Origin of the sequence: Vibrio sp. 10N.247.311.47 (assembly GCF_041467535.1) — a bacterium.
Classification (GTDB): domain Bacteria; phylum Pseudomonadota; class Gammaproteobacteria; order Enterobacterales; family Vibrionaceae; genus Vibrio; species Vibrio crassostreae_C.
The window spans coordinates 60,329-83,140 of record NZ_JBFSUR010000016.1; the positions used below are offsets into that span (position 1 = coordinate 60,329).

Here is a 22,812-nt window from a genome sequence, read left to right on the forward strand (position 1 = left end):
GATGCGGGCAATAGCGCGACGTCGACCGAGCTTGAAGTCATCATCGATACCGAAGCTGGAGCAGGTATAGATATCGATCAAGTTACTGGTGATGGGATTGTTAATGCTGAAGAAGCTTCATCTGATCAAGAGATAACAGGTAAAGTTTCTGGTGATGCAAGTGAAGGGGATACTGTACATATTTACTTGGGGGTTGGAGATAGCAAAGTTCTTATCGGTTCGACGGTAGTTCTAGCTGACAATACGTTCAAGTTAGTCACACATGGTTCGAATCTTATTATGGGTAACCCTGCAGATCTTACCGCTACTGTGACTGGAAGTGACGATGCTGGTAACGATTTTGTTGCTTCTAATACAGAGCGTTACTTTGTGTTCACAGATATTCCGGAATCTCCTGTAATTACAAATATCTCAGATGATTCTGCAGCTAGTGATTATTCTGAAGTTACATTGAGTGGTACTGGTGAGCCTGGCTTAACAATATTACTATTCGATGAAGACAGTAATCAGGTGAATGTAGCTCCGATTACAGTCGACAGTAATGGTAACTGGACCACTGATATATCGAACCTGGTTTCTACGTCAGTTAATGACAACGAATTCTTTACAGCCAAACAAGTTGATAATTACGGTAACACTAGTGAATCATCGAATACCGTACATTACTACCATGGTGATTTTGACCCAGCACAGCAAGAAACTACAGATGACTTCGTCTTACTTGGTGGGGGAGATGATCAATTTAATGCCACAGTAGACGACATAGATAACAGATTAGTTGTAGATGGTGGCTCTGGTACAGATACCGCTGTGTTTGATTTCTCTTTGGATTCAGCTTTAGTACAGTTAAACGCTGATGGTTCAGTGACTATCACTGAAAGCAATAGTGATGTGAACACTTTCATCGAGTTTGAAAACTTCAACTTCACTGATGGTGGTAAAACTGTTGAAGAACTCTTTGCCCCTTCAGTTACTATTGTAAGGGATGAAGACGAATTCATTAACAGTGATAGACCTGTGGTTTCATATAATGTGACACTGCCAGCTGGTGCTGCAGTCGGTGCCACGCTGTCGATAGAAGTTGAAGGTCAACTTACTGAAACTAAAGTTCTTACTCAATCTGATATAGATTCTGGCTCCTTATCCTTTGATGTTGATATGGATACGGTTGTAGACGGTGAGCTGAATATTGATGCAGAGTTAACATATCAAAATCAGCCTGCAGGCACGCAATTTATTGGGACTGATGCGTTATCTACCAATATCGACCCTAGTGCATCTAGTTTTAGTATTGACTTAGGTACAGAGCAGACAGCACAGTTCACGTTCGATTCTCACGTAAGTGACGCTGAAGACGATTTAAGCAGTACTGATAATAAAGATGTTCAACTTTCGATTATTGATCTTCCTGAGCTTGGTTCTTTATATGTGGTTGATGGTGATACTCGTACATTAGTTGATGAAAATACAGTTCTAACTGAAGACACCCAAATCGAATATGTACTTGATGAGACTATAAACTCAGACCTGTCTTTTGATGCATCAGAAGATTTTAACAATATAAATGGTTCAGAAACATCTTATACATTAGATAGTGGTGTAATCATTTCTGGTGGTCTTTTCGATGGAGATAGACCAGACTCATCTAGCAATTTAACAGCTGAAACATTGCATTATGATAGTGAGGAAAATGAGTCAGGATTAGGTGTAGGTGATAAAGAACTTGATGTTTCAACTAAAGATTTTATCTCGATAGACTTTACTAAGGTTGGTGATTCTAACGCCACTGAGGTAACAGTAACTGAGGTTAATATCGATTTTGGTAGTGTCTGGGCTCACTATGCCGATAACAATTCTGCTGATGCTGAGATACAAGTTATCTTATTTAAAGATGGTGTTCAGGTAGGCAATGACCCTTACATCTTTGATGATGATACTAATTCTGCCGTTTATGATGGAAGCGGTGAATTCACTGCAAATATCCAGCTTGATGGTGGGTTTGATGAGATTCGTGTATACACAGTTAATGGGGACCAATCAAATGGATCGAACTCTAATATCACATTGCAAGGTGTTGAAGTTGTAGATACGATTGTTTCTGAAAAAATCACCTATGAAGCTACAGATAGTGACAAAGGAACCGATACTGGTGTTATAACCATTTCAACTTCAAGTACACAGGATTCAACAAATAAAGCACCAGTCTTGAATGACTCTCAGCTTGATGCTTCTAATGAAGATCAGGTGGTTAGTTTGTCTCTGGATAAGCTCAATATTACTGATGCTGATGGAGACCAGACATTTATTACAGATGTCAAGGTTGACCCATCATATGGTTCGGTTCAGCTTGTAACAGATTCAGAAGGGAAAGTGACCTCTGCAGAGTTTACACCAGCTTCGGATAAACATTTCGATAGCGTACCGTTTACTGTGACTGTTTCTGATGGAGCTAAGTCGAGCGAAGGTACAGCAACACTTGTTGTGAATGCCGTGGCTGATAAGCCTAATGTTACTGCGGTATTTGGTGATACTTCAAATGTTGTGATTAGTGATGCATTGCATACTAAGCTTGTTAATGCTGATGCTAACACCAGTTTTACTGAAAGTGATTATGCTGAACTTGGTCATACTGTAATGAATCAGTATGGTCAAACAACGGGGACTGTAGGAAATGATTTAATCGTTGGTTCTGATGTAAGCTCTGGTGATAGTTTGATTGGAGATGCTAATACAAACCCAGGAGGTACAGGTTCTGATATTTTTGTTGGCCGTGATGGTGATGATCATCTTTCTGGTGGTACTGGTTCATTGGATGCTGAAAGTGCTATTGATACTGCAGTATATGAAGGTGATTTTTCTGAATACAATTTAACTTTTGTTGGTGACACGACGACACAACATGATTGGACTATCGTGGATAGTTTGAACCGTGATACTCCTGAATGGGGTAGTACTGGTGATAAACTGTATCAAATTGAACGTTTAATTTTTGCAGATGCTATTGTTGAACTTAATGAAGACGGAACATTCAATGTGCTTCAAGATGTTGGCTTTACAGTAACAGCTTCGGTAGCAGATACAGACGGAAGTGAGTACCTAGACGAAGTTAGAATTTCCGGGTTACCAGATTCTGCAGAAATTATTGATAAAGATACTGGTAATGTTCTTGGTGGTTTCGTAACCGTTGGTGATGAATCTGTCTGGGTCATTGATATTGAAGGTGACACTACACAGCATATTAGCTATGACAATCTTGCAGTAAGAGATAGTTCAGGTGAACAGTTAGATGTTGATGTTGAAGTCGTTGCTGTAGATGTGAATGAAAATGTTTCAACAGCGAGTACTAGTGTTAATGTTGCTGAAACTAACGATATCATGGCAGATCAAGGCGGGAGCGTACCAACAACAGTCATTACTCTGATTATTGATTCTTCTGGAAGTATGGCAAGTACTCCGAGTGGTCTAAGCGATATGAGAATTGAGTACGTATTGCAAGCGTCAATTAATCTCTTGCAAAACGTGGCTGATCAAGAAGGCAGTGAAGATGTTCTGGTACAGTTAATAGACTTTGATTCTGGAGCGACGAATACTGGTTGGAAGACAGTAGCTGAAGCTATAGCTATTCTTACCACCGCTCAAGAAAAAGTAGATGAGAGAAATTATAACGGTATCTTCGATGCGCAAGGCGGAACGGATTATGAAGATGGCGTAGAGGCAGCAATCGCTGGTTACAATACTAACCCAGTTTCAAATTTGTCATCTGACGATACCAATGACGTTGTTTACTTCTTAAGTGACGGTCGAGACAATGGCGATTGGGACAGTGATACCAACAGCGATTGGGACAGCTTTATTGCCGATAAAGATGTGACTGCCGTTGGAGTCGGTAGCTCAGATAATGTGCCTGAGAGTGGTCTTAAAGAAGTCGCTGGTAACAATGGTAAAGTTGTTTATATACCAGACTCTCTAATCACAACGGAATTACCAAAACTTCGTCCAACAATCGGTATTGCTGGTTCGTTGTTGCTATCTCTATCTGGCCTAGATGCAGTAGCAGTAATGATTGATGAGAGCAAAGCGTCAGTGATTCAGAAAGTCGATACTGATGGAAACACCATTAACCTGCCAACAGGTCTAACATTTACCAAAGACAGTGTTGGGAATGAACTGGTTGTTGATATTGGTTACGGAGAATTTCGAGTTGCACAAGATGGTTCATACTATTTCCAACCATCAAGTGACAGCACAGCAAGTGACACCGGTAAAGCGGTTGCATTTGAAATCCTTGTAACTGTAGAAGACAGTCAAGGCGCTCAGTCACAGCAACTTATTACATTAAATCTAAGCCCTAGCGGTGAGGTGAATGTTGCACCTACTTCTTCGTTTAACGCATCGACAGGTGATGATCAGTTCCAGGGTACTGAACAAGATGACATTATCTTAGGTCATGCTGGTAATGATGTACTACTAGGGGCTGCGGGCGATGATATCTTACTCGGTGGCGACGGTAGCGATATCTTAATCGGTGGCTTAGGTGATGACATTCTAACTGGTGGCGACGGTGATGATATCTTCAAGTGGGTTGATGAACCTTTGAACAACTATCGAGACGTTATTACTGACTTTGAAGTGGGCAGTGACCGTATTGATTTGTCTGAACTCCTTCATGATGAAAATACAATGGATGATGTTCTTGAACATTTGTCAGCTAAGATTAGCGATAACAACCAAGACCTAGAGTTAACCATTACTAATGATCAAGGTTCTCAAACTATAGTATTGCAGGGCCAAGCAAGTAATCTTAGTGGTTTTGACGTCGATTCTTCTGGTGTTTATTCCGGTGATGAATTGACGAATTTAGTAAATTCACTAATGACTAACCTACCAAACTCTTAATTCATGAATAACAAAAAGGGCCGAAAGGCCCTTTTTTAATATGTCTGTTTCGTCATATAAAATAATAGAGTCAAAAGCTCAAGGATTAAAGAACCTTACAAGCGAAACCTTTCAGGTAGAAACCTTCTGGGTAGGCAGTGTCTGTTAGGTGGTCGGCTGCTTGTTCGAAGCGTTCTACGAATTTAACAGTGCGGCCTGCATCTAATGCTGCATCAGCAATGATTTTTTGGAACAAATCAGTACCCATTAAGCCAGAGCAAGAGTAGGTGAGTAGAGTGCCACCTGGTTTCAGGATTTGCATCGCAAGCATGTTAACGTCTTTGTAGCCGTTAGCGCCTGAAGTTAGGTTATTCTTGCTTGAAACAAACTTTGGTGGGTCCATGATCACTACGTCAAACTTAGTGCCTTGATCACGGTACTCACGAAGCAGTTTGAAAACGTCAGCGTTTAGGAATACAGCGCGCTTTTTCGAGATATCAAACTCATTAAGTTCAGCGTTGAATTTAGCGGTATCAAGAGCAAGTTGAGATACGTCAGCGTTGATAACACGCTTCGCGTCGCCTTTAAGTGCGTAAAGGCCAAAGCCACCTGTATATGAGAAACAGTTAAGGACATCTTTGCCTTTAACGTACTTCATCGATTCTTTGCGGCTATCACGTTGGTCCATGTAGAAGCCTGTTTTGTGGCCTTCCATAATGTTCACGCTGATTTTAACGCCATTTTCTTCAATCACGATAGATTTTGGTGGCTCTTCACCATGAAGAACGCCGACAACTTGTTCTAGGCCTTCTTTCTTACGAACTGCCACGTCTGAACGCTCGTAGATGTTGCAGTCAGGGAAGCACTCGATTAACGCTTCAACCAATACGCTTTTGTTAAACTCAGCGCCAGCACTTAGCAGTTGGCAAACAAGAAAGTCTTGGTATTTGTCGATTGTGATACCTGGTAAGCCATCAGACTCTGCGGCCGTTAGGCGGTAGCCCGTTAGACCATCACGTTCGATAATGTCTTCTCGTAAAGACTGTGCGTCTTGAATTCGTTTTACGAAGAACGCCTTGTTGATCTCTTCTTTTTCAAATGTCCAAACACGAGCTCGAATTTGAGATTCTGGTGAGTAAGCCGCTTTTGCAAGCCACTGACCATTTTGAGCATATACGTCTACAGTTTCACCTTGTTTTGGTTCGCCTTCGACCTTATCGATACCGCGTGAAAATACCCAAGGGTGTTTGCGGCGTAGTGATTTATCTCGGCCTTTAGCTAGATGAATTGAAGGAGTCATAATTTACTCTGTTTGTTGAATTTGAAGGAGGGGTATTGTCGGGGAAGTGCAGGTGAAAAGCAAATAAGAAAGGGCTGCAGAAGCAGCCCTAGTAATGATTAATCAACACATTGTGGTGGATATCAGTATTAAGCTTTAAGACCTGTCAGCAAACCTTCCATCGTATCGCTTTGTTTACGAAGTTGGTCAACATTGGAATTACTCTTACTGATCATCTCGCAGATACTGTCTGACTGATGACGAATCTCTTCAACACTCTGTGCAATGTTGTCAGCGACTACGCCTTGTTCTTCAGCCGCGGTAGCAATTTGAGTGCTGCTATCTGAAATAGACTGGTTTTTTTCCGCTAATGAACCGATCTCGACGTTCACTTCTGACATCAGTGTTTGGCCTTCGTTAGCATTGTTCACCGTGACTTCCATCAGCTTGGTCAGTGATTGACTGTTACGTTGTAATGATTCAATCATGCTTTGGATTTCAACCGTTGCTTGCTGAGTACGACCGGCAAGGGCACGAACTTCATCGGCAACAACAGCAAATCCACGACCTTGCTCGCCAGCACGTGCGGCTTCGATAGCTGCGTTCAACGCTAACAGGTTAGTCTGTTCAGAAATACCGTTGATGGTTGTGACTACTTCATCGATCTGCGCCGCGTTGGCATCCAGTTCTTCTACTGCTTGTGAAGCGGACTGGATCTCTTGAGATAGGCTAGAGATAGACTCCAGTGTATTTGAAACCTTGACTTGACCGCTCTGAGCAACGCCGCGAGCGTCCATCGTTTGTGAGCTAGACGCATGAGCAAGGGTAGCGACTTCGCGAATGGTAGCCGCCATTTGTTCCGTTGCACTTGCTAAGCTATTCAGGTGTTCTTGTTGGTTACCTGAGATGTCTGAACTTTGTTGTGTTGACTGGTTCAAGTCCGAGCTGATCTGCTGCATGAGAGCGACAGACTCTTGGATTGATAGAACCATGTTTTGTTCACGCTCCGCAACTTTATCGATTGTAATCGCGATTTCACTGAACTCGTCACGAACTAAGAAGTAGTTCATGCGGCAAGTTAAGTCGCCATTAGCAAGCGTGTTCAGAGCTTTGTTCATAGAGAACATCGCGCCGCCAATAAAGGTCATGATGTAGTAAACACCTAGTGCGATAAGCGTTAGGGTTACAGCGATGATAGAAACCTGAGTCGTCGATAGAGCAGACCAAAGGTTTTGGTCATGGTTAGCAACTAGGCTGAACGCTCCATTCATCACTGAAACAGAACCAGCACCGTAGCCTAAAGAGATGGTTTCAGAGCTGCTGACAAGCTGAGCTACTTGATCTTTAGTGAGTTGACCCGCTTCGATAAGCCCTTTCATCAAGAGCATTTCTTCTTGATAAAGGTGAGCAAGTAAAGAGTCCGCGGCACTATCTAAAACGAGAGTTAATATAACCAGGGCGAGAAGAGGCAATAAGAAGAGTAGATAGAACTTTTCTTGGATTTTTAGGTGAATGAGATATTTGTCAATCCAACGAAATGGGATTTCTTTCATAATCGTTATACTCGAAGTAAGTCCACCAATAAGCGGTGAATGAATAGAAACTCGACTATATCATTCATATAATTTATGAGGCAACGTTATGGAAAGTTCACAATATATTTTTGTCGTGTCAGGCGTAGTTCAATGTGTTGGGTTCCGTTACCACACCAGTAGGCAGGCGCAAGCTATGGGTCTCTCAGGTTATGCAAAGAACTTAAATGATGGTCGAGTTGAAGTGTTAGTTGTCGGAGAGAGTCAGCAAATTGAGAAGTTACATGCTTGGCTCTATATTGGCCCTTCGAGCGCAACAGTAGACAACGTTGTGATGCATCAAGTTAAAGATAGTGAGCGCCAAGACGTACGCATAGGGGCGTTTAAAATACTGTAGTTGTAGCACTACAGTATTTTATATTGAACGTAACTTAATGACCTAAAGCGGGTTAGGTTTTACAAGCACTTTGCTGGTTTAGGTAAACCGGCGAGCTTGGTCGCTTGTTTTGCAGGGCCTTTTTTGAATAACTTGAAAAGGTACTTACTATTGCCTTTTTCTGGGCCGTGAGCTTTTTCCATTGCTTTAACGAGCATGCGAACCGCTGGTGAGGTGTTGAACTCTTCGTAAAAGCTCCTTACAAAATGTACGACTTCTAAGTGTGCATCTGTAAGTTCAATCGCCTCGTCTTGAGCAAGAATTTCAATCATGCCTTCTTCCCATTGCGTGTAATCCAATAGGTAGCCTTGAGCGTCGGTTTCGATTTGCTTGCCGTTATATTCAAACATGTTTAATCCAGAATCCAATTAACTATGCGGATAGGGTACATGACCAAGTTTGTCTTTCTCAACAGAAATTGTAGCTATCCAATGAAATATCGTACTTATAGATACAAAAAAGCCCAAGAGGTAGGCTCTTGGGCTAGATATTCTTCAATGATGGGAACGATTAGTCGTCGCTGCCCATGATGCCTAGGATGCTTAGTAGGCTGATGAAGATGTTGTAGATCGATACGTACAAGCTGATCGTTGCAGAGATGTAGTTTGTTTCACCGCCACGAATGATGTTTTGCGTTGTAAGCAAGATAACACCAGTCGAGAACAGGATGAACATACCGCTCATTGCCAATGATAGTAGAGGCATTTGTAGGAAGATGTTTGCAACCATACCTACAAGTAGTACTACGAAACCAGCTAATAGCATGCCATTAAGGAACGACAGGTCACGCTTAGTTGTTAGTGCGTAAGCTGATGCGCCCATAAACGCCAGTGCTGTACCGCCAAGTGCAGTTAGGATGACATCACCCATGCCTGCGCCAACGTACATGTTTAAGATTGGACCGATGGTGTAGCCTAAGAAACCTGTAAATAGGAATGTGAAGACTAGACCCATGCTGTTGTCACGGTTCTTTTCTGTTAGGAAAAGTAGGCCGTAGAAGCCAACTAGCATGATAATAAGACCCGGGCGAGGAAGGTTCATCGCCATGGATACGCCTGCTACAACAGCAGACCAAAGTAGTGTCATAGACAGTAATGCGTAGGTGTTACGCAACACTTTATTGGTTTGCAGAGCACTTTCTTGAGATGCTGTGCGTGAAAACATAGGGCTGTTCATAATCTTCCTCGTAAGGTGACTTCAATAGTTATTAGTACATTTATGGGGGTGAAAGTTCGAAAAATCAAGTCTCTCATTCCTCTTGTATACGTAAAATAATAATCAAAATAGTCGGTTAAGTGTTTCTGAAGGTGTAACAAAGTATTTCTTAAAGTGCAGTTAAGGTTCGTTGTTCAATTTTAATCGCACTGAATCGCTGTTTATAATCTTGAAAAACTAATTATAACACTGAAAACAAAGAGGCGACCTAAGCCGCCTCTGTAGTTTATGCATCATAACACATTAGTGGTGTAAGATTTGGCTTAAGAAGTTCTGCGTTCTGTCTGATTGTGGGTTTTCAAAGAAATCGACAGGGTTGTTCTCTTCTATGATTTCACCGGCATCCATGAAGATAACGCGATCCGCGACCTCTTTAGCAAAGCCCATCTCGTGCGTTACACAAAGCATCGTCATGCCTTCTTCTGCAAGCTCAACCATTACGTCTAACACCTCACGAACCATTTCTGGATCGAGCGCCGACGTTGGCTCATCAAACAGCATCACTTGAGGGTTCATACACAAAGAGCGAGCGATAGCTACACGCTGCTGTTGACCACCTGAAAGCTGACCTGGGAACTTGTCCGCTTGCTCAGGGATTTTTACGCGCTCTAGGTACTTCATTGCAATCGCTTCGGCTTCTTCTTTTGGCATCTTTTTTACCCAGATAGGGGCCAGAGTACAGTTCTCTAATACCGTCAGATGTGGAAACAGATTGAAGTGTTGGAAACACATGCCGACATCTCTACGCACGGCTTCGATGTTCTTTAGGTCTTCCGTTAATTCATTACCTGAAACGAAGATATGACCTTTTTGGTGCTCTTCTAATCGGTTGATGCAGCGGATCATCGTTGATTTACCAGAGCCTGAAGGGCCACAGATAACGATTTTCTCGCCTTTTTTAACTTCTAAATTGATGTTCTTAAGTACGTGGAATTCACCGTACCACTTGTTCATGTCTTTCAACTCGATCATAAGACCTTGAGAGTTGTTTTCTGTCTGCTGCGTCATAATACGTCCTTGATCTTGTTAATTATCGTTTGTGACCGGTGTGAAGTCTGTTTTCTAGCCATATCGAATATCTCGACATGCCAAAACAAAACACCCAGAACACTAACGCGACAAATACATAACTTTCTGTTGAATACCCAAGCCATTCAGGGTCGGTATTCGCGGCTTGGCCAATTCCTAGTACATCAAACATACCAATAATCAAAACAAGACTGGTATCTTTAAACAAACCAATGAAGGTGTTCACAATTGAAGGAATCGTGATTTTAAGAGCTTGAGGTAGAATGATAAGCCCAGTCTTTTTCCAGTAGCTTAACCCCAGAGCATCAGCTGCTTCGTATTGGCCTTTTGGTATTGCTTGTAGACCACCTCGAATTACTTCGGCCATGTAGGCTGCACTGAATAGAACTACCCCTACAAGTGCTCGAATGAGCTTATCGGTTTCTGTCCCTTCTGATAAAAAGAGTGGCAGCATTACTGAAGCCATGAATAGAACTGTAATGAGCGGTACGCCACGCCAAATTTCGATGTATACGGTACACATACTGCGAATGATCGGCATCTCTGAGCGGCGCCCAAGAGCAAGTGCAACACCAATAGGGAGTGACACTACAATACCAACAAGTGCGATGACCAGTGTAACCAGTAGGCCGCCCCATTTATGGGTATCAACAACTTCTAACCCAAAGACGCCACCGTATAGCAAGCCAGCAATGATAAATGGGTAGATGTTGACGAAGAACAACCAAATCCACGTACGTTTAGGTGTTTTTTCATAAGCCAGTAAGGCTACAAAAATGGCCAACGTTGCATAGAAGAGGCGAGGTCGCCACAGTTCAGCTTCTGGGTAGAAGCCATACATGAATTGGTCCCAACGAACGCTGATAAAAACCCAACAAGCGCCTTCGCTAGTACAGGCATCACGTGTGGTTCCTATCCAGTCGGCACTGATGAATGCCCAATCCGCTATTGCCCATAATAGGGTGAAAGCAAAGTAAGCAAGAATCACAGTGACGACGCTGTTAACAGGTCCATTAAATAGATTTTTTCTTAACCAACCGACTGGCCCAACGGTATTCGCTGGAGGCGGAAGATCAGGTTGAAATTGATGTGTACTCATCTTATCTCTCCACCAATGCTACTTTGCGGTTGTATATGTTCATTAGAGCGGACGTTAATAGGCTCAAGGTTAGGTAGACGCCCATTGTCATCGCGATTACTTCGATAGCTTGTCCAGTTTGGTTAAGTGTTGTTCCTGCAAATACAGAGACAAGATCAGGATAACCAATGGCCATCGCAAGTGATGAGTTTTTGGTCAGGTTTAGATACTGACTGGTTAGTGGTGGGATAATGATTCTTAATGCTTGTGGAATAATGACAAGCTTTAGAGTTCTAGAACGTGGGATGCCTAGAGACATCGCAGCCTCAGTTTGCCCATGGTTTACCGCGTTAATACCTGAACGAACAATCTCAGCAATGAACGCTGCTGTATAGATACTTAAAGCGAGCATCAATGCAGCAAGCTCAGGGATTATCGTAACACCACCCTTGAAGTTAAACCCTTTCAACACAGGGTAATCTGCAGAGATAGGCATGCCCATAACAAAGTAAGTTATCAACGGTAAGCCTAAAATCAACGCAGCGGCAATTCGCAACATCGGTGTTTGTTGGCCGGTCAGTTTCTGTCTGTTCTTAGCCCAGATGTTGATAATAAACGTAGCGATAATACCGACAATCAATGATGCGATGACAATGCTACTGCCTTGCTCAAAGACTGGAGCAGGGAAATACAACCCGCGTACGTTCAAGAAAATTGCTTCACCTAGACTCATACTTTGACGAGCAGAAGGCAAGGCTTGTAGAACGGCGAAATACCAGAAAAAGATTTGTAATAGCAGAGGGATATTTCGGAATATCTCAATGTAGACAGCTGCAAATCGGCTAACTAGCCAGTTTGAAGAGAGCCTAGCGATACCCATACTAAAGCCCAGCACTGTAGCTAGCATGATGCCGAGTACTGAAACCAAAGCGGTATTGAGAAGACCGATAAAGAATGTACGACCGTATGAGTAGGTCTCGTCGTATTCAATCAGTGTTAAGCCGATACCAAAACCAGCTTCTTGTGAGAGAAAATCAAAACCAGTGGTGATACCACGGGAATCTAAGTTTGTGAGTGCATTATTTACAATCGTGTAAAAGAAAGCACAAAGCGCCCCGACGGCGATAATTTGGAAAATGATGGAGCGAAAAGTGGGGTTGTAAAATAAGTTGGCACTTTTGGGTTGTGGCTTTGCCTGAGCTGGAGAAATAGTTTCATTAGGTTTCATACTACTATAACCTCAAATCCATTTAATAAATAGGGCGGAAAACTCCGCCCTAATTGATGCTTGAAAATTTATTAACGGATTGGTGGAGCGTACATAAAGCCGCCCGCATTCCATAATGCATTTACACCACGAGAGATTTGAAGTGGAGAACCTGTACCAACAGTACGCTCAAAACTCTCACCGTAGTTACCAACTTGCTTAATTACTTGGTAACCCCAGTCGTCGCGAATGCCAAGGCCTTTACCTTTAGGACCGTCTACTCCAAGAATACGTTTGATGTTTGGATCTTTTGACTTAAGCATTTCGTCTGCATTTTTAGAGGAGATGCCGTATTCTTCCGCGTTAATCATTGCTGAAAGTGTCCACTTAGCAACGTTAAACCATTGATCATCATCTTGACGAACAACAGGGCCTAGAGGCTCTTTAGAGATGATTTCAGGAAGTACTTCTGCAGATTTAGGATCAGCTAGGTTTAGGCGAAGTGCGTATAGACCAGATTGGTCAGTTGTTAGTACGTCACAACGACCTGCGTCGAAACCTTTCGATGTTTGTGCTGCCGTATCGAATACCACTGGCTTGTAAGACATGCCACTGTTACGGAAGTAATCGGCTAGGTTAAGTTCAGTTGTTGTACCTGATTGAACACATACAGAAGCGCCATCAAGCTCTTGAGCACTTGTTAGGCCAAGTTCTTTCTTAACCATGAAGCCTTGACCATCGTAGTAGTTAACGCCTACGAAGTTCAGACCTAGAGCAGTGTCACGATGTAATGTCCATGTTGTGTTACGAGATAGTACGTCGATTTCGCCAGATTGAAGCGCAGTAAAACGCTCTTTTGCTGTTAGAGGTACATACTTAACTTTAGTCTTGTCACCGAGTACAGCCGCTGCAAGAGCTTGACAATACTCAACATCAATTCCTTCCCATTCACCTTTTGAGTTAGGGTTAGAGAACCCTGGAAGACCGGTACTTACACCACAAGTTAGAAAACCTTGAGATGTGACTTTGTCCAGAGTGCTTTCTGCCGCTGATGCCGATGTTGCCATCATCGCAGTTGATGCAGCTACTACTGAAGCAAGAAGTGTTAGTTTATTTGTCATTTGTATCCTTCCTTGTTAACCAGGTGACACCTGATACTCGTGCTCGTTTGAGTTTCTCTTATGTGTTGCGTTTTCTATGACCTTGTTGTTCAAATTAAACGAGTTGCATTTTGCAAATGAAACTGTGTGCGATTTAAACAACTGTTTATAAGGTTAGGAAAGGATCCGTACTTTCACAAATGTATAATTTAAAAAGAATTTTGAATGAAATCACAAATCCGAACACAATTAGAATGACCAAATGTTAAGTGAATGTAAATAGTGCAACGGTTCACACTGTTGGTGCAACGAGATTTAGATTTTTATATTGATAATCGACTAGATGAATATTCTGAATAAACATCACAATGGTGAAATATTAAACTTAAGAAATGTTGAAATTTGGTCAATAAATATTTTTATTACACTTCGATAGTTATGAATATGCTCCAAATTTGGTAGCATGGCTGAATAGTTATTGAAGTAGTCTCAAGGAAGAACATGCGTTATTTCCCAATGTTTTTGGATGTAGAAAATAAGCCAATCTTAGTGGTTGGTGGGGGTGAGGTTGCTTGCCGTAAAGTCGATAGCTTACTACGAGCGGGAGCGGATGTGACTTTGGTGTCTCCCAAGGTAGCGCCTTACTTAAAGCAGCTTGTGGACGAGAACAAGCTTCACTGGGTTCAAAACTTTTACTCGTCACAGATCATATCGAAAAATTACTTGCAGGTTTGGGCCACAACAGACAACCCAAGCTTGAATCACCAAGTGTATAATGATGCGAAAAAACTGGGCATTTTAGTCAATGTGGTTGACGATCTTCCTTACTGCGACTTCATCACACCTTCGATGATAAATCGCGGCAGAATCCAAATTGCCATCTCTAGTGGCGGGGCATCACCTGTTTTAGTAAGAAATATCAGAGAAAAACTCGAAACGGTATTGCCACAAAACATAGGTTTGATAGCAGACTTCGGTGCATCAAAACGCAATTCAATCAAAGAGTCATTCCCAACCGTCGACGAGCGTCGTAAATTTTGGGAGCGTTTCTTGTCATCCAGCTTTATCGAGCAGGTGAATGACAGAGAGCAGTTAGAGTCTTACTACCAGCAAGCGCTAACCGAAGGCATTGATAGCGAAGGGCAGGTCACTTGGATTGAATTCGAGCAAGATGTCGAGCTGCTGTCTATGAAGGCTTTACGTTTGATGCAGGAGGCAGAGCTCGTACTTTCACCGAGCGATTGTCCATTTGAATTTATCGACCTGTGCCGCCGAGATGCAGAAAGAGAGAGCTACGCCAACAGCGGAGAGCTATCAACAAAGCTTGAGCAAGCAAGAGCAGAGAAATTACGAGTGTGTGTGTTTATTCCACCAGCAAGCGTAGAGTTTAATCTGTTGGTCGGCAAAGATCTAAAATTGTCAGCAGCCCAAGTACTCAGTTGAGGTAATTGCTTCTAGTTGAAATGAGAGCTTTCTGGTTGTTTGAAATCGGCTAGAGGCTCGGAATAAAACTAAAGCTGGACCAGATAAATAAAAAGCCACTTCAAAAGAAGTGGCTTTTTGCTATTTCAAACACGACATTGTGCTGATGAATGAGCAACCCAAATAGGCGGTCGCTCAAACTCAATAATTAGTCGCGGAAGTTGTCAAACTGGAAAGGTTGACCAAGTTCACCGCCGCGAACTAGAGCCATAACAGCTTGTAGGTCATCACGCTTCTTACCAGTAACACGAACTTTGTCGCCTTGGATAGAAGCTTGAACTTTAACTTTGTTGTCTTTGATTAGCTTAACGATCTTCTTAGCGACATCAGTTTCAATGCCTTGCTTAAAGATAACCGTTTGGTGCCAAGTGCGACCTGTTTGGTCTGCCGCTTTCGCTTCCATCGCGTTAGGATCAACATTACGCTTCGTTAGGTTGCTGCGAAGGATATCGCGCATTTGCTTCAGTTGAAAATCGTCTTGAGCAGTCAATTTTACTGATTCATCTTTGTAATCAAAGCTTGCGTCAACGCCGCGGAAATCGAAACGAGTCGATAGTTCACGGTTTGCGTTGTCTACTGCGTTACGCAGTTCTACTGCTTCTACTTCAGAGATAATGTCAAATGATGGCATTGTGTTGTTTCCTTAAGCTAAGTTTCTATCTTTAATTGCTGTTGCAAGCATGTCTAGCATTGTTGCAGTATCTTCCCAGCTTAGGCATGGGTCAGTAATCGACTTGCCATATTCTAGGTTGTTAATGTCTGTCATTGGCTGGTTGCCTTCAATAATGAAGCTCTCTGCCATAATGCCTGCAATTTGGTTCTTGTTAGATTTAATTTGCTCACAAATGTCTTGTGCAACTTCTAACTGCTTACGGTGTTGCTTCTGACAGTTAGCGTGGCTAAAGTCTACAACCAAACGTTGAGGTAGATCGAATTCAGCCAGTTGCTTACATGCAGTATCTACAGATTCAGCGTCGAAGTTAGGGCCTTTATCGCCACCACGTAGAATAACGTGACCGTATGGGTTGCCAGAAGTACGGTAAACCGTCATGCGGCCGTTCTTATCTGGAGAGTAGAAGTAGTGTGAAGCATGTGCTGCACGAATTGCATCGATAGCAATCTTGATGTTGCCGTTGGTCGCGTTCTTGAAGCCAACAGGGCAAGACAGTGCAGAAGCCATTTCACGGTGAATCTGAGATTCAGTTGTACGAGCGCCAATCGCACCCCAAGTGATAAGGTCTGCAATGTACTGACCTGTGATCATATCAAGGAATTCAGTCGCGGTAGCTAGGCCAAGCTTGTTGATATCTAGCAGAAGCTTACGAGCTTTGTTCAAGCCTGTTTCAAGTGCGTATGAACCATCAAGGTTAGGATCTGTAATCAAACCCTTCCAACCTACAACAGTACGAGGCTTCTCGAAGTAGGTTCTCATTACAACGAACAGTTCATCTTTGTACTGGTCTTGAATTTTGCTTAGGCGCTCAGCGTAATCAAGTGCCGCATCTGTATCGTGAACAGAGCAAGGGCCTACGATAACTAATAGGCGGTTATCACGACCAGTTAGGATATCTTCGATTTGGCGGCGAGAATTTTTAATGCGCTCAGCAACGTCGTCAGTAATAGGGTGTGCATTGCCTAGTTCGGCAGGAGTTGGCATAGGACCCAGAGCTTGGGTTCTCAACTCATCAGTTTTTAATGGCATGTGATAGCTTTTTTATTCTATTGCGAAGTGGTTAAGATAACGGAATTGAACAGAGGAATAAACTCTATTGAGTCAAAGTTATCTCAGTTATTGCTAATATTCTTATTTTTATCAGCAGGCCAGCGTCAAATAAGGGATTTTCACTTGTATTAACAGGCAGCTATCGGTATTTTCGTTTGAACACAACATAAAAATGCTGGAGCAGCAATGACTCAAGAAAATCAAAGCACTTTGCACCCAGAACTCGTCTTAGGTGATGTGCTGCCTTCTTACAACGATAATAATAATTCTAACCACTTATACGTTTCATTATCAGAATTAGTGATGGATCGTGTCTTCTACCACCCAAGTATCGAGAGTCACTTAGATACTTTGACTGATATTGAAAAAACGTCTTTAGAAGCGATCCTTGGCGATAAAACAGTCGATGAGCATTTTGTTTCGACCTTAGTGATTGCCATTCAAGCTGCCGTTCAGCCAAATCACACTTCTGTTCGTATCGCATTAAGCAGTGCAGACAGCTATGGATTCCGTTCGCTGCTTGGCGGGAACTGTGAAGCAGAAGAGATTAACCCTGCACTAGGTGTTCGTGGCGTTGCTCGTTACGCGACACCAGAATACAGCAAGGCTTTCGCTTTAGAGTGTCAGGTTATTAAGGCATTACGTGAGCAGGGCATCAACGTTGAAGTAGTTGTGCCTTACGTTCGTGCGTTAAGCGATGCCGCTAAGATTATTGACCTGCTTGCCGAGCAAGGGCTACCACGCGGCCTTAACGGTTTGAAAGTACTGTTCTCGTGCGATGTGCCGTCTGCAGTGCTACTGAGCGAACGTTTACTGCATTACTTCGATGGTGTAGTGGTAAACGTTGATAGCTTAGCGTCTTTCACTTTAGGCGTAGACAAACACAATGAAGCTCAGCAGCACGCTTTTGATCCACAAAACGAAGCGGTTATTACCTTGTTGGATATGATTGTTAAAGCAACCCTGAACGCGAAGAAGCCAGTGCTGCTAGTTACGCAAGGTTTAGTCGATTATCCACGTCTACAAGGTTACATTGCTGACCTTGAAGGTGTTGAAACGGTCGTGACTGCGTAAATCTATTAGCTTGCCTGATAAGCCGACTTAAGGCGCTAATGCTTTGAGAATGAAAGAGATATCATTGTGCGATGATATCTCTTTTTTGTAACATTTTTTTGACATTCTTATCGCTAGTCGATTAACTGGTCTGATGACTAACTTGGCTAGGTAATTCGAATGTTGACCCCTCTACAAAAAGCAAATTTCTACTTAAGCATGTTTGGCTTTTTCAAAGTCCCACTTATCTGGTTGTGCCGACCAAAACTACTCGCGTTGGACAACCAACATGTTGAAGTGAAAATCCCGCTTAGAAGGCGTACTAAGAATCACCTTAACAGTATGTACTTTGGCGTTTTGGCTGTAGGTGCGGATGTCGCGGGTGGGTTTCTTGCGATGAGCAAATCTCAGCAGCAAGGTGAAAAGATCTCGTTGGCTTTTAAAGAGGTGACGGGTAACTTTTTGAAGCGCCCTGAAGGTGATGTGCATTTCACTTGTAACGACGGTGAGCTGATCAACACTATGCTGGCAGAAACCATGTCGACCGGAGAACGGGTCAATCAACCCGTAACCATTATCGCGACTTGCCCATCTTTACATGGTGACGAGCCGATGGCGGAGTTCACGCTTACGCTTTCAATTAAGAAAGTCCCTTCAAGAAAATAGCGATTAAATAATAGATTTTGGTTTAGAAGTCATGGGTAACGTTGAAGAGATAAAACAACGGTATGTGAATGGTTTCCACATACCGTTATAGAGAACTTTATAACGGCTCTATGACTCTTGAGTGATCTGCTCAATATCAACTATTTTTGAACGGTTCATAACGATCTTCCAACGGTAGTAGGTTGGTTCGTTATCATGGTTGTTCTCTTTAATGATCAGGTTGAGAAGATGACGCTTTTCTACTGATTCGCGGCTCACTTGTCCTTCATTCAAGCGGTAGATCTTGTTTGAGCCTTTATCCATCAACCGTGTCAGCGCTCTTAGGCTGATCGATAACGTTTCACGAGTCTCCTCATAACCACTCATAAAGGTCGATGTCGACATCTCAGTATGAGAGCGGTAATGCAAGATTTGCTCTTCACGTTGTACCACACGCTTTTTACGGATCGACTGAATGCGATCTGCAAGCTTAGAAAAATTTGCGTAGTCCAACCATTCCAGTTTATGGCCTACTGACTTGTTGGTCGTTGGATCATAGTAACGACGCTTCCATTTTGGCTTGCCTTTACGCAGCCAGCGCCAAAGGATGTCTCTCAAGTCATCTTTAAAGATCTCACGCAGTGCGTAAATGAAAGACATTGCCACGATGAAAGAGGCGGTAATCTCACCAAGAAAGTCACGAGCCAAGATCACAGTAGTGGTCACGACAACCATCACCAAACCGGTCGCGATGCCTTTCACGGCACGCTTAACGTTCTTACCCATCGACGTTGTCTTTTCTTTAAGCACGATAGGGTGTTCAATCAAACGACGCAGCAAACGCATCTTGTTACTCAAGCGGGTAACGTCCTCTCGAACTCTTGCTGAGTTGTAGCGGTTCAGTTTACGGTGCGCGGTCTCTTTATCACAAAGCGTTAAGAGTCGTTCTTTAATCGTTGAATACTCACTACCTCGTGGCATGTGTGAAACTAGCGATAGGAACTTTTGCTCGGTATACCAAGATAGGTAGTTATCGATATTAGCGTAGTAGCGCTTGAGATTTTCTTCGTAAGGGATGCTTCGGCGTAGCTTCTTCAAGATATCTAAAGCCAATTCAATGACTTCATCTACTTCATCAGCCGTTACGTCGTCACTATCAGTTTTATTTAAGCTGCTGACTGCTTTATCTAACGCGATAACATATTGGTAGGCAAACAGACTCAAACTGACACGATACTGTGTTGTAGATAAGCGTCCACGTTTTGCCAAGCGACTGTGTACCAAAGGTAAAAGTGTTTTGTCACTATAGTAGGCACGTTTTTGAGTGATTGAGCTGTAGAAAAAGGCACTTTCAGAAAGCACTTCAGGAGTCAGTCCAAGTTCACCGGGAATGAATAGATAAACGTCCATGTCGAGCTTTTTGGTCTTAGCCATGGCATGGTTAATTTTAAGTGTTATCGCATCTTGTTTATCAACGGTGATCAACGATGTCTCCTAGAATGTAAAAATATGAATGAAACTAGCGAAAGCATATCAGAGATCACGTATAATCTCCGCCAAATTTAAAGTAGAGACAACCTTGATGATTAATATTGGTCAAATAAACAACTTAGAAGTAGTAAAACAAGCAGACTTCGGTGTATTCCTTGACGCGAGCGACTATGGAACCGTGTTGCTGCCGAAACGATTTACTCCTGAAGGTGTTGAAATTGGTCAAAAGCTAGATGTTTTCTTATACATAGATTCTGACAACCAGATCGCTGCAACGACTGAAAAACCAATAGCTCAAGTAGGCCAGTTTGGTTTGATGACGGTTGAAGGTGTTAACAGCACTGGTGCATTCATGAGCTGGGGCGTGAAAGGTAAAGACCTTCTTGTTCCTTTCAGCGAGCAGCGTGGCCGTTTAAACGAAGGTCAGTCAATCTTAGTATATGTGTATATCGATAAAGCATCGAGCCGTATCGTTGGTACAACGAAGTTCAACAAATGGTTAGACAACACGCCTGCGACTTATAAGCAAAATGAGCAAGTCGATCTCATTATCGCTGAGCGCAGCCAGTTAGGTTACAAAGCGATCGTGAACGGTGAACACTGGGGTATGATTTTCCCATCTGACATCATCGGTAAGCTGTTCATTGGTAAAACACTAAAAGGCTACATTAAAAACGTTCGTGAAGAAGACGGTAAGATTGATTTGTCTCTTCAGAAGGTTGGTGTGGCTAAGATGGATGACCTAAGCACTAAGGTTCTTGACCTGCTTGAGAAGAAAGGCGGTTACCTGCCTTTGAATGATAAGTCTTCTCCTGAAGTTATTTTCTCTGCATTCAGAACCAGCAAAGGTACGTTCAAGAAGACAATTGGTGGTCTATACAAATCTGGCAAGATCACTATCGACAAAGAAGGTATCAGCTTAGTTAAGTAAGCGGTCCTTTCGGTCAAAAAAAAGCCCAAACCTTCCTGTTTGGGCTTAGGGGAAAGGGCTCCGAAGAGCCTACGCTAATCGTTTTAATCTTTTGACTATTAGATTGAAGTCTAGTTTAGATTCCCTAAAGTGCGATTTTTCTTTTTGGAAATAGTGGCTTGAATTGATATTTATGTAATTAGTTGTTGATTTACAAGCGCTCGCACACTGAGTTACATGGCCGATAGAATAGAAAAAGCCCAAACAATTAACGTTGTTTGGGCTTTTGTTTATCTAGCTGTATACAGGGAGAAAGCTTTAGAATAGGTTCTTATCGCGCACTAACTCGCGTGGTAAACCGTTCTTCACTCGGTTGCCAACCCATTTACCAAGGCCGATGATTGCACCGTTGTACTTCACTAGTACTTCACCTTTGCCAGACAAGCCTTCAGGGCGAACATCGCGTCCCATGAACCATTCACGAGCATCTTCAATGCTTAGCTCGACAACATTAGCTTCATTACCTGTTGCAAGCGTTGTCGCCACTTGGTGCTGCCAGCGGTAACCTTTTTTATGGGTTTCGGCGATCTTGATTCCCATGCGAGAAAAACGGAACTCACCGATCATAGGCTCTAGCGCTTCTGGGAATAGCCAAACGTCTTTGTCGCGAATCCAAACCTGAGTATCGCTTGGCAATTCGATATCGAGAGTACTCATTAGTTGTTCAGCGACTTCTTGCTGAGTTTTCTTTGATGCTTTTTCAAATGGGAATTTACCCATACGTTTTTTAACTTCTGGTGGAGTAACAGACGCTAATTTACGGATACGTGCAACAAAGAAACCTTCTGAGTCATAAACTTGAGGGAAGATGTGTAGAAAGCCTTCCTCTGTCGTGGTTGCTTTTGCGTTGTCGAATAGTGATTCAAGAGATTCAAATTCAACCGCATCACCAAAGGTTTCTTTTAAGTGATGACACACTTGTTGGTTCTCTTCGGTGCTAAGCGTACACGTTGAGTAAACCAAAACACCATTAGGTTTAAGAGCATGGAATGCACTTTCAATCAGATCTTTTTGCGTGTCGGCAATATCGACCACAGATTGATACGTCCAGTTCTTCATCGCATCGGCGTCTTTACGAATGGTACCTTCGCCAGAGCAGGGTGCGTCTAGCAACACAGCATCAAACTGTTCTGGTAACCAACCACCAAAAACTCGACCGTCAAAGTTACTTAGAGCGGCATTACGAACGCCACAACGTTCGATGTTAGCGTGAAGGACTTTCACACGGCTTGCTGCATACTCATTGGCAACCAATACACCGCGATTATTCATTAGCGCAGCGATTTGCGTTGTTTTAGAGCCGGGTGCAGCCGCAGTGTCTAGCACCGCTTGGTAATCAGCTTCGCCTTGGAAAAGTGCCGAGGGTGGCATCATCGAGCTGGCTTCTTGGATGTAGAAAAGACCAGACATGTGTTCTGCCGTATTACCTAGTGGCGCTTCACTTTCGTCCGCTGTAATCCAAAAGCCCGTTTCACACCAAGGTACAGGTTCCAGTTCCCAGCCTTTCTCTTTTGCTCGTACTAGGAAGTCTTCAACACTGATTTTCAATGTGTTGATTCGAATACTTTTACGAAGTGGTTTTTGGCATGACGCAACAAAAGAAGCCATATCTAGATGACTAGGCATGATTGCTTCGATGTGCGTTAGGAATTCTTCAGGAATATATACGTTAGCGTGCAAAAGAGTATCTCGATTTA

18 protein-coding genes are annotated in these 22,812 nt (G+C 42.8%); 6 read left to right on the plus strand and 12 right to left on the minus strand.

The features are described from left to right. The coding region (locus AB6E51_RS12395; RefSeq protein WP_372139923.1) for an Ig-like domain-containing protein at positions 1 to 4,896 on the plus strand (4,896 nt) is incomplete at its 5' end. 85 nt (positions 4,897 to 4,981) lie between these two features. Here AB6E51_RS12395 and AB6E51_RS12400 read toward each other — a convergent pair. Together AB6E51_RS12400 and AB6E51_RS12405 are read right to left on the minus strand one after the other, a co-directional pair. Then, entirely contained in the window at positions 4,982 to 6,175 is a 1,194-nt protein-coding gene (locus AB6E51_RS12400) for a class I SAM-dependent methyltransferase (protein ID WP_017059708.1), read from the minus strand. Positions 6,176 to 6,303: 128 nt separating this feature from the next. Continuing rightward, positions 6,304 to 7,707, minus strand: a complete 1,404-nt coding sequence (locus AB6E51_RS12405) for a methyl-accepting chemotaxis protein (RefSeq protein ID WP_102319806.1) — start codon at positions 7,705 to 7,707, stop codon at positions 6,304 to 6,306. A gap of 88 nt (positions 7,708 to 7,795) precedes the next feature. Here AB6E51_RS12405 and yccX point away from each other — a divergent pair, with 88 nt between their 5' ends. Then, a complete protein-coding gene (yccX, locus tag AB6E51_RS12410) occupies positions 7,796 to 8,083 on the plus strand; it encodes an acylphosphatase (RefSeq protein ID WP_017059706.1) in 288 nt (95 codons plus the stop codon). 59 nt (positions 8,084 to 8,142) lie between these two features. Here yccX and AB6E51_RS12415 read toward each other — a convergent pair whose 3' ends face one another. The 6 genes from AB6E51_RS12415 to AB6E51_RS12440 form a co-directional block, all read right to left on the minus strand. Further along, entirely contained in the window at positions 8,143 to 8,472 is a 330-nt protein-coding gene (locus tag AB6E51_RS12415) for a TusE/DsrC/DsvC family sulfur relay protein (RefSeq protein WP_017057205.1), read from the minus strand. A gap of 160 nt (positions 8,473 to 8,632) precedes the next feature. Further along, positions 8,633 to 9,298, minus strand: coding sequence for a Bax inhibitor-1/YccA family protein (locus AB6E51_RS12420; protein ID WP_017057206.1), 666 nt, complete (start codon positions 9,296 to 9,298; stop codon positions 8,633 to 8,635). Between the two features lie 282 nt (positions 9,299 to 9,580). Beyond that, positions 9,581 to 10,345, minus strand: coding sequence for an amino acid ABC transporter ATP-binding protein (locus AB6E51_RS12425; protein ID WP_017059704.1), 765 nt, complete (start codon positions 10,343 to 10,345; stop codon positions 9,581 to 9,583). 22 nt (positions 10,346 to 10,367) lie between these two features. Then, a complete protein-coding gene (locus AB6E51_RS12430; RefSeq protein WP_017066317.1) occupies positions 10,368 to 11,465 on the minus strand; it encodes an amino acid ABC transporter permease in 1,098 nt (365 codons plus the stop codon). Between the two features lies 1 nt (position 11,466). Continuing rightward, entirely contained in the window at positions 11,467 to 12,672 is a 1,206-nt protein-coding gene (locus AB6E51_RS12435) for an amino acid ABC transporter permease (RefSeq protein WP_017063829.1), read from the minus strand. A 71-nt stretch (positions 12,673 to 12,743) separates the two neighbouring features. After that, complete coding sequence (locus tag AB6E51_RS12440; protein WP_017059701.1) at positions 12,744 to 13,772, minus strand: amino acid ABC transporter substrate-binding protein; 1,029 nt, start codon at positions 13,770 to 13,772, stop codon at positions 12,744 to 12,746. 480 nt (positions 13,773 to 14,252) lie between these two features. Between AB6E51_RS12440 and AB6E51_RS12445 the strand changes: the two genes are divergently transcribed. Then, positions 14,253 to 15,194, plus strand: coding sequence for a bifunctional precorrin-2 dehydrogenase/sirohydrochlorin ferrochelatase (locus AB6E51_RS12445; RefSeq protein WP_017059700.1), 942 nt, complete (start codon positions 14,253 to 14,255; stop codon positions 15,192 to 15,194). Between the two features lie 187 nt (positions 15,195 to 15,381). On the opposite strand, the gene AB6E51_RS12450 is transcribed toward AB6E51_RS12445, so the two are convergent. Beyond that, complete coding sequence (locus AB6E51_RS12450; protein WP_017063832.1) at positions 15,382 to 15,864, minus strand: YajQ family cyclic di-GMP-binding protein; 483 nt, start codon at positions 15,862 to 15,864, stop codon at positions 15,382 to 15,384. A 12-nt stretch (positions 15,865 to 15,876) separates the two neighbouring features. Then, positions 15,877 to 16,935, minus strand: a complete 1,059-nt coding sequence (locus AB6E51_RS12455; protein ID WP_017059698.1) for a 3-deoxy-7-phosphoheptulonate synthase — start codon at positions 16,933 to 16,935, stop codon at positions 15,877 to 15,879. Positions 16,936 to 17,142: 207 nt separating this feature from the next. Here AB6E51_RS12455 and AB6E51_RS12460 point away from each other — a divergent pair, with 207 nt between their 5' ends. Both AB6E51_RS12460 and AB6E51_RS12465 read left to right on the plus strand, forming a co-directional pair. Continuing rightward, complete coding sequence (locus tag AB6E51_RS12460; RefSeq protein WP_017059697.1) at positions 17,143 to 18,030, plus strand: putative PEP-binding protein; 888 nt, start codon at positions 17,143 to 17,145, stop codon at positions 18,028 to 18,030. A gap of 159 nt (positions 18,031 to 18,189) precedes the next feature. Next, the gene (locus AB6E51_RS12465) at positions 18,190 to 18,675 is read left to right on the plus strand and encodes a PaaI family thioesterase (protein ID WP_017059696.1); all 486 of its coding nucleotides are present in this window, start codon (positions 18,190 to 18,192) and stop codon (positions 18,673 to 18,675) included. 108 nt (positions 18,676 to 18,783) lie between these two features. On the opposite strand, the gene AB6E51_RS12470 is transcribed toward AB6E51_RS12465, so the two are convergent. After that, entirely contained in the window at positions 18,784 to 20,139 is a 1,356-nt protein-coding gene (locus AB6E51_RS12470) for a hypothetical protein (RefSeq protein ID WP_017063834.1), read from the minus strand. 28 nt (positions 20,140 to 20,167) lie between these two features. Between AB6E51_RS12470 and AB6E51_RS12475 the strand changes: the two genes are divergently transcribed. Continuing rightward, the gene (locus AB6E51_RS12475) at positions 20,168 to 21,076 is read left to right on the plus strand and encodes a S1 RNA-binding domain-containing protein (protein WP_017059694.1); all 909 of its coding nucleotides are present in this window, start codon (positions 20,168 to 20,170) and stop codon (positions 21,074 to 21,076) included. A 297-nt stretch (positions 21,077 to 21,373) separates the two neighbouring features. On the opposite strand, the gene rsmF is transcribed toward AB6E51_RS12475, so the two are convergent. Next, positions 21,374 to 22,795 (minus strand): 16S rRNA (cytosine(1407)-C(5))-methyltransferase RsmF, encoded by a 1,422-nt coding sequence (gene rsmF, locus AB6E51_RS12480; protein ID WP_372057972.1) that lies wholly within the window; start codon positions 22,793 to 22,795, stop codon positions 21,374 to 21,376. Between the last annotated feature and the right edge of the window lie 17 nt (positions 22,796 to 22,812).

Bases quoted from the DNA above. Each gene is read 5' to 3' on its own strand.
- AB6E51_RS12455 (WP_017059698.1), bottom strand. From the start codon at position 16,935: ATGCCATTAAAAACTGATGAGTTGAGAACCCAAGCTCTGGGTCCTATG.
- AB6E51_RS12450 (WP_017063832.1), bottom strand. From the start codon at position 15,864: ATGCCATCATTTGACATTATCTCTGAAGTAGAAGCAGTAGAACTGCGT.
- yccX (WP_017059706.1), top strand. From the start codon at position 7,796: ATGGAAAGTTCACAATATATTTTTGTCGTGTCAGGCGTAGTTCAATGT.
- AB6E51_RS12405 (WP_102319806.1), bottom strand. From the start codon at position 7,707: ATGAAAGAAATCCCATTTCGTTGGATTGACAAATATCTCATTCACCTA.
- AB6E51_RS12435 (WP_017063829.1), bottom strand. From the start codon at position 12,672: ATGAAACCTAATGAAACTATTTCTCCAGCTCAGGCAAAGCCACAACCC.
- AB6E51_RS12465 (WP_017059696.1), top strand. From the start codon at position 18,190: ATGTTGACCCCTCTACAAAAAGCAAATTTCTACTTAAGCATGTTTGGC.
- AB6E51_RS12430 (WP_017066317.1), bottom strand. From the start codon at position 11,465: ATGAGTACACATCAATTTCAACCTGATCTTCCGCCTCCAGCGAATACC.
- AB6E51_RS12420 (WP_017057206.1), bottom strand. From the start codon at position 9,298: ATGAACAGCCCTATGTTTTCACGCACAGCATCTCAAGAAAGTGCTCTG.
- AB6E51_RS12475 (WP_017059694.1), top strand. From the start codon at position 20,168: ATGAAACTAGCGAAAGCATATCAGAGATCACGTATAATCTCCGCCAAA.
- AB6E51_RS12415 (WP_017057205.1), bottom strand. From the start codon at position 8,472: ATGTTTGAATATAACGGCAAGCAAATCGAAACCGACGCTCAAGGCTAC.
- AB6E51_RS12460 (WP_017059697.1), top strand. From the start codon at position 17,143: ATGACTCAAGAAAATCAAAGCACTTTGCACCCAGAACTCGTCTTAGGT.
- AB6E51_RS12425 (WP_017059704.1), bottom strand. From the start codon at position 10,345: ATGACGCAGCAGACAGAAAACAACTCTCAAGGTCTTATGATCGAGTTG.
- AB6E51_RS12440 (WP_017059701.1), bottom strand. From the start codon at position 13,772: ATGACAAATAAACTAACACTTCTTGCTTCAGTAGTAGCTGCATCAACT.
- AB6E51_RS12445 (WP_017059700.1), top strand. From the start codon at position 14,253: ATGCGTTATTTCCCAATGTTTTTGGATGTAGAAAATAAGCCAATCTTA.
- AB6E51_RS12400 (WP_017059708.1), bottom strand. From the start codon at position 6,175: ATGACTCCTTCAATTCATCTAGCTAAAGGCCGAGATAAATCACTACGC.